This is a genomic window from Novosphingobium sp. Chol11, assembly GCF_945870625.1.
Lineage (GTDB): Bacteria > Pseudomonadota > Alphaproteobacteria > Sphingomonadales > Sphingomonadaceae > Novosphingobium.
The window spans coordinates 1-7,228 of record NZ_CAMBTS010000131.1 but is presented as its reverse complement, the minus strand read 5'-3'; the positions used below and the strand labels follow the sequence as shown (position 1 = coordinate 7,228).

Genomic DNA, 7,228 nt, shown 5'->3' with positions numbered 1-7,228 from the left:
AAAGTGCGCGTGGTCAGTCCCGCGCGCCGAAGTGATCGGCCAGCTGGCCGCCGGTGATGCCGTGCGTGTAGGTCGCCGGATCAAGCGGCAGCATGCCCTTGTTCCAGGTGTTCCATTCCTCGATCAACATAGCAAAAATGGCTGGTTCGCGTTGCTTGAGATTGGCTCGCTCCATCGGATCGGCGGCGACATCGAACAGGAACGTGTTGTCCTCGATCTTCAGATACTTCCAGCGGCCCTTGCGCGCGGCTTGCTGGCCATGATTCTTGTAGCGCCAGAACAAGGTCCGCTCAGGCGCCGCGCCGCCCGCAATCGCACCGCGCAGATCGACCCCGTCTGGCGGAAAGGCGGGATCCGGCTTCGCGCCGGTTGCGGCCACCAGCGTTGGCAACCAGTCCATGATCATGGTCTGCGCATCGCTTGTCGCACCGGGCCGGGCCACGCCGGGCCAGCGCACGATCGAGGGAATCCGCAGGCCACCTTCGAGCAGTTCGGTCTTGCGGCCGCTGAATGGCCCATTGTTTGAAAAGCGCTCACCGCCGTTGTCGCTGGTAAACACCACGATCGTCTCATCGGCCTGACCAGTGGCGGCCAGTGCATCGAGCACCCGGCCCACTTGCAGATCGAGCCGCTCCATGATCCCGGCATAGGTGGCGGCGCTGCCGCCATCGTAGTGCATCAGCGCTTCCGGATCTTTCAAGCCAGCCAGGCGGCGCGATTCGGCCTCGTCGCCAGGCGCTTCCCACGGCCAATGCGGCGCAGTGAAATGCAAGCTGAGCAGCCAAGGCTGGGCGTTCTTCGCGCGGGCTTCGATCTCGGCAATGGCGCGGTCGGCGAGCAGATCGGTGAGGTATCCCGCCTGATCGACCGGGGTTGGCCCGTCCCACAAGTCCGTGCTCCCGTCCATCGCGCGGTGCGTATAGTAATCCACTCCGCCTGTGCGAATGCCCCAGAAACGGTCATAACCGCTGCGCAGCGGATCATAGTCCGGCAAATTGCCCAGATGCCATTTGCCCACCAGGGCGGTGGCATAGCCAGCCCCGCGCAGGAGCGAAGGCAAAGTGGGCTGCGCGGCAGGCAGGCCAGCGGGATGCGATGCCAGCGGCTCCTCCAGCCCAACGGGAAGGCGATATTGGTAGCGCCCGATGATAAGCCCCACGCGCGAAGCGGTGCAAACCGGGCTGTTGGCATAAGCATTGGTGAAACGCATGCCTTCGCGCGCCAGCGCATCGATGCGCGGCGTGGCATAGTCGCTGCGGCCATAGCAGGACAGGTCGGCATACCCCATGTCGTCAGCCATGATGAACAGCACGTTCGGACGGCGCGGCATTGCTGCGCTGCCCGCCGCTGCAGCACCCGCCGCCGTGCTGGCCAGCGCGGCGCCAGCAGTCCCGGCCAGCGCGCTGCGCCGGGTCATGCTCGTGCTCGGCATGGCTTTGATGGGACGGGCTGTATCCATGGAAAGATTCCTGACGGCGGTTGAGCGCCCTACTTCCAGCGCAAGGTGCCCTCTGGCCCGGCGGCAACCTCGCCGTGCAGCCCCACCGCCGAAGCGTTCCAGTCGGTCAGCCGCGCAATCACATCCTCATCCTCCGGCAGAACCTGCGCAATCAGCCGCTCGCCCGCAGGGGTGCGCGCGAGCACCACACCGCGCTCCACCGCGCCATCGGGTGCATAGAGCACCGTCCAGGTTTCAACGGTGGCAGGGCCCGCGTAGTCCTCAGTTACCAGCGGAACTTCGCCGCGTGCCGCATCGGCGGCGGCCTGAACTGAAACGTCGGGACTGAGCGGCTCTGGTGCGGGCGCACGGCCCAAAACCAGCGCATGATGCTTGGAGACCACCCCGCCCTGCCCGTACACCAGCCCCAGCTCGCCCGTTCCGCTGCGCAGCCCCCGCATCATCGCGCAGATCCCGTGGGTCATGTAATTGTTGAGCGGTCCGCCAAAGAACGTGAGGCCGCCCGCTACCGTAGGTTCGACATCGGCGCGCAAAGGCATGGCTTCCAGCGCCATCTTGGGCACGATCGGAAAGCAGCTGTAAAGCTCGGCCAGATCGAAAGCCGCCGCATCGCCGCCCGCGATCTCGACCGCGCGGGCCAGCACCGCGCGCATCGCGGTCGAATGGGCATAGCTGTCGCGCAGCAGATAATCGTTCGGTTCATTGGCCGCCGCGCCGCCCCAGATGTGGATCAGCCGCTCTTCTGCGATCCCCGCAGCGCGCGCCCATGCCAGACTGGCCACCACAACCGCTCCGCCCTGATTGACCGCCGGATTGGCCACATTGAGCTTGGCGTAGGGAAACGCCACTGGCCGGTTTGCAGCGGAGTGTGTGCCGATCTCCTCGGCGCCGGGTGCGCGCTGCATCCAGGCCTTGGGGTTGTTTGCGGCCACGGCCGCAAATCGCGCCCACAGCGCGGCGGACGCCTGTTGCCCGGCATAGGGGGTAAGCCCGTGAGCGGCTGTCCAGGCGTTCTCGTAAAGCGGATAGATATGAACGGGTGCGAACACGCCAACCGCGCGCGAGGCGGGCCGCGTCATCCGATCAAAATGCGCACGAAAGGCTTCCCCGGGCGGCGGCGGCGGGGTCCAGCCCAGTTCGATCCCCGCCTTGCGCGCCTTGTTCAGCGCATTCTGCGCCTCGCCGCCGACAATCGCGGCGACTTGCGACGTTCCCGCCGCGATCCGCAGCGCGGCCTCGTGCACCAGCCGCACCGGGGTTTCCCCGCCCATGCTGGCGTTTACCGCGCGCGCCGGCGCAATCCCCAGCTTTTCGCACAGCAGCCCCACCGGATCGCGGTAAGGGTAGCCGACAATCCCAACCAGTTCGATCGAATCTATCGCAGCGATCAGGGCTGCTCCGGCGTCGGCCTCGGCATCACGCAGCGCATCGGCCATCAGCACCACTGGTTCGCGCGCGTCAGCCGGATCAGCGGGCCGGTCGGTCACCTCGCCTTGCGCGATCAGAACCGGAATGCGGGCTGGATCGAGCGCGGCCGCCATCGCCGTTACTTGCCCTGCCAGTTTGGCGCGCGCTTTTCAGCAAAAGCGGTGGCCCCCTCGCGGGCATCCTGCGAGGTGAACACTGGAGCAGTATAGGCCATCTGCTTGTCCCACATCTCGGCCTCGGTCCATTCGTGCGATTCGCGCACGATCGCTTTCGAGGCGATCAGCGCCAGCGGGCCATTGGCCGCCACCCGCGCCGCCAGCACTTTGGCCGCTTCAAGCGAAGGGCCTTCGCTGATCTGATTGATGAAGCCCAGTTCGTAAGCGCGCGCGGCGGTGATGAAATCGCCGGTCAGCGCCAGTTCCATCGCGATGCGCGGCGGGATCTGGCGCGGCAGCTTGATCAGGCCGCCAGCCGCCGCCGCAAGCCCGCGCTTGGCCTCGGGAATGCCGAACTTGGCCCCCGCATGCGCGACGATGAGATCGCACGACAGCGCCAGTTCCATCCCGCCCGCAAGCGCATAGCCATCGACCGCTGCGATGATCGGCTTCTTCGGCGTCCATTGCGACAGGCTGCCAAAACCACGCCCCGGCACGCTTGGCGATTCGCCGCGCAAAAACCCTTTAAGGTCCATGCCTGAGCAGAACGTGCCCCCGGCCCCGGTGATGATGGCGCAGCGCAAGTCGGTCTCGGCATCGAACCGGTCCATCGCCGCCGCGATGCCCTCCGCCGCCGCCTTGGTCATCGCGTTCTTGGCGTCGGGCCTGTTGATCGTGACGATCAGGACGTTGCCGTCGACTTCGGTCAGAATTTCCTGCTCGCTCATGGTGATCCTCCTCCAGGATATGCGCGGCCGGCGCCTTGGTAAGGGAACCCCGGCTCACCCTTTAATCGCTTGCTTAAAGTCTAGGGCGTGAAGCCGCTTGCTGTCCAGACGAATTGGCGCAGAGGCCACGCCTTTTTTCGGGCCTGCTTGCGCGCAGAAAAGCACATGCTAAGGCCGCAGCAGACGATCTTCCCCCGATCACCCTTGCAACTCGAACCGGATACAGGACGCAGCATGGCAAAAATCAAGGTGATAAATCCTGTGATCGAACTCGACGGTGACGAGATGACCCGGATCATCTGGCAATGGATCCGCGAGCGGCTGATCCTGCCCTATCTCGATATCGATCTGAAATACTACGATCTTTCGGTCGAGAAGCGCGATGAAACGGGCGATCAGATCACCATCGGTTCGGCCAATGCCATCCAGAAATACGGCGTCGGCGTAAAATGCGCGACGATCACCCCGGACGAGCAGCGCGTGGAGGAGTTCAGCCTCAAGAAAATGTGGAAATCGCCCAACGGCACGATCCGCAATATTCTGGGCGGCGTGGTGTTCAGGGAGCCGATCGTGATCCAGAACGTGCCCCGCCTGGTGCCGGGCTGGACCGACCCGATCGTGATCGGCCGCCATGCCTTTGGCGATCAATACAAGGCGACCGACACCCGGATCCCCGGCCCCGGCAAGCTGCGGCTGGTTTGGGAAGGCGACAACGGCGAAAAAATCGATCTCGACGTGTTCGACTTCCCTTCGCCCGGCGTTGCCATGGCGATGTACAACCTCGACGATTCGATCCGTGACTTCGCCCGCGCGAGCTTCAACTACGGCCTCAATCTGGGCTGGCCGGTCTATCTTTCGACCAAGAACACGATCCTCAAAGCCTATGACGGGCGTTTCAAGGACCTGTTTCAGGAAGTTTTCGATACCGAAGGCTTCAAGGAAAAGTTCGCTGCCGCCAGCATCGTCTACGAACACCGCCTGATCGACGACATGGTCGCCTCAGCGCTCAAATGGTCGGGCAAGTTCGTCTGGGCATGCAAGAACTATGACGGCGATGTGCAGTCAGACACGATCGCACAAGGGTTTGGCTCGCTCGGCCTGATGACCTCGGTGCTGATGTCGCCCGATGGCAAAACGGTGGAGGCCGAAGCGGCGCACGGCACCGTGACCCGCCATTATCGCCAGCACCAGCAGGGCAAACAGACCTCGACCAACCCGATCGCCTCGATTTTCGCGTGGACGCGCGGCCTGATCTATCGCGGCCGATTTGATAATACGCCCGAAGTGGTGCGTTTTGCCGAAACGCTGGAGCGGGTCTGCATCGAAACGGTCGAAAGCGGCAAGATGACCAAGGATCTGGCCATCCTGATCGGGCCAAACCAGCCCTGGATGACCACTGAGACGTTCTTCTCCGCGATCGTCGAAAACCTTGAAACCGCGATGAACGCACCGGCCTGATCGCGCCTTCAATTCCGCATCAGAGGGGCTCCCGTGCTCAGGCACCGGGGCCCTTTTTCTGTTTACCGAGTTGGCGGGCCGGATTTTGCAGGAGCACGCCCCGTCAATAGAATGTTGCAACTTTCGCGCTAAGGTCCCAGCGTCGGCCGCGAGAGGAAAGCCGTGCAGTCTCTTATCGTGATCTCGCTGGTCTTTGCGATCAGCGCCATTCTGCTGCTCTTTCTGCTGGCTACCCTAGTCCGCCGCCAGCTGGCGAAGCGCGCCGATCAGGTGCGCACCGACAAGGCCGCCAAGCGGCTTGGCGAAAAGGCTGCGCTGCCGCCTGTCGCGCCAGTGCTGCCGGCCCGCCGCACGCGCGTGATTTCTGCCGCACCGCTCGCCGAGGCAGAGGCCTATCTCTCGCCGCGTTTGGGCACGCTCGCTGCCGCCCGGGGCGAAAATGCGGTCCAACCTCTGCCCGAGGCAATCCTGGCGGCGGGGCAGCAGGCCATCGTGCTGCGCCGCCATTTCCCGCCGCATCTGGCGCAAGGCAGCCGCAGCTTTTATGGCGGGGTGCCGCAAGTTCCCGGGCCGTTCGCGTGGCCGCATGATCGCGATAGCGGCAAACCGCTGCATTTCATTCTCCAGCTCGATCTGGCCGAAGTGCCCGAAGCGGCCGGGCTCGCCCTGTTGCCCACATCGGGCGCGCTGCTGTTCTTCCTCGATCTGCAATGGGGCAATGGCCAGATCGGCGCAGTGGTTTGGACAGGCAGCGACAGTGCAGCGGACTGGGCGGAAGTTGATCCCCCCGCAGACCTTGCCGTGGCCTATGGCGACGAGGGCGCTTACACTTGGCCTTGGGCGCTGGCCGCCGAACATGGCATCGCGCATCTGCCCCGCTGGCCGTTCAAGCCGTTGTTGATCGCCCTGCCCGATGAAGCATCTGCGCGCGAGGGGGCGGAACTTGAGGACGAGGACGAGGCGCAAAAGCCGCGTGCCTGGTGCAACACCGAGGCCACCGCGCGGGCGCTGCTGGCCGCGCAAACCGGCGGCGCAAGCGACGGCGCGCTGCCCGAGCAATATGGCCCGCACGATTTCACCGGTGCCGATGGCGACGAGTTTACGGCCCCCTGGGCCGGTTTCCCCCAGGATTGGCTGGCGATTCAGACGTGCGCCGCCGCGCTGGTGCGCGAGGCCGATCGCGCGCTGCGCTTCCCCCGCCGTTCGCTCTATCCCGATCTCGATGATGCCGCGCGCACCGCGCATCTGGCTAGCGTGAAGGAGGAGGCGCAGGCCTGGTTTGACCATGCGCTCGCCAATCCGGCGCTGGATGCAATCAAGCCGCCAGTGCGCGCCGCATTCTGGGAGTGGTTTGCCGGGCACAAGCCGCTCACCCAGCTGATCGCGCCCGGCGCGGTCGAAGCCGCGATCGAGACCACGCTCCACGCCGCGCCGCATGAAGCCGCCAACATCCCGCCCGAAGTGGTCGCCCGGCTCGCCTACCGGCACGCTCTGGCGCAGCGCACCGCGCAAGGCGGCATCCACGCCCCCACGCCAAACCGCCTGCTCGCGCCCTATAGCGATGTCCAAGGCGATCAGCAGGAGCGCGCCGTCACGCACCTGCTGCTGCTCGAGCTTTCAACCGACGAGGCCATCGGGCATCGCTTTGGTGAGGGCGTCTACCAGTTCTGGATCACGCCCGAAGACCTTGCCGAGCGGCGCTTCGACAAGGCAGTGCTGACCACCACCGCCTATTAAGTTTGCGGCTCCCGGTTCGCGTGCGTAGATAAAGGCATGGCCGGATCGTTTGAACACACCGCTGCGATCAGCGATGCGCTGGTGATCCTCGGCGCTGCGGGGATTGTCATTCCGGCCTTTGCCCGCCTGCGCATTACCCCGGTGATCGGCTTCATTCTGGTCGGGCTCGCGGTCGGCCCTTATGGCCTTGGCGCGATGGTGCCCCAGTTCCCGTGGCTCTATCATGTCACGATTACCCAGCCGGGCGCGATCGCGCCGTTTGC

Annotated in this window: 5 protein-coding genes and 1 pseudogene; 3 read left to right on the top strand and 3 right to left on the bottom strand. The window is 64.9% G+C overall.

Features of this window, described 5'->3' with window-relative positions:
- Positions 1–13: 13 nt before the first annotated feature.
- Genes Q0O40_RS14670 through Q0O40_RS14660 form a run of 3 tightly spaced genes read right to left on the bottom strand, consistent with a single transcriptional unit; the run spans position 14 to position 3,770 of the window.
- Positions 14–1,459, bottom strand: a complete 1,446-nt coding sequence (locus tag Q0O40_RS14670) for a sulfatase-like hydrolase/transferase (protein ID WP_295531477.1) — start codon at positions 1,457–1,459, stop codon at positions 14–16.
- 29 nt (positions 1,460–1,488) lie between these two features.
- Positions 1,489–3,000 (bottom strand): acetyl-CoA acetyltransferase, encoded by a 1,512-nt coding sequence (locus Q0O40_RS14665; RefSeq protein ID WP_295531474.1) that lies wholly within the window; start codon positions 2,998–3,000, stop codon positions 1,489–1,491.
- A 5-nt stretch (positions 3,001–3,005) separates the two neighbouring features.
- Positions 3,006–3,770 carry a crotonase/enoyl-CoA hydratase family protein gene (locus tag Q0O40_RS14660; protein ID WP_295531471.1) on the bottom strand — a complete coding sequence of 255 codons (765 nt, stop codon included), beginning with the start codon at positions 3,768–3,770 and terminating at the stop codon, positions 3,006–3,008.
- 234 nt (positions 3,771–4,004) lie between these two features.
- Here Q0O40_RS14660 and Q0O40_RS14655 point away from each other — a divergent pair, with 234 nt between their 5' ends.
- The 3 genes and pseudogenes from Q0O40_RS14655 to Q0O40_RS14645 form a co-directional block, all read left to right on the top strand.
- Positions 4,005–5,228 carry an NADP-dependent isocitrate dehydrogenase gene (locus tag Q0O40_RS14655; RefSeq protein WP_295531467.1) on the top strand — a complete coding sequence of 408 codons (1,224 nt, stop codon included), beginning with the start codon at positions 4,005–4,007 and terminating at the stop codon, positions 5,226–5,228.
- Between the two features lie 162 nt (positions 5,229–5,390).
- Positions 5,391–6,965, top strand: a complete 1,575-nt coding sequence (locus tag Q0O40_RS14650) for a DUF1963 domain-containing protein (RefSeq protein WP_295531464.1) — start codon at positions 5,391–5,393, stop codon at positions 6,963–6,965.
- A 36-nt stretch (positions 6,966–7,001) separates the two neighbouring features.
- Positions 7,002–7,228: pseudogene (locus Q0O40_RS14645) on the top strand (sodium:proton exchanger); the annotation flags it as partial.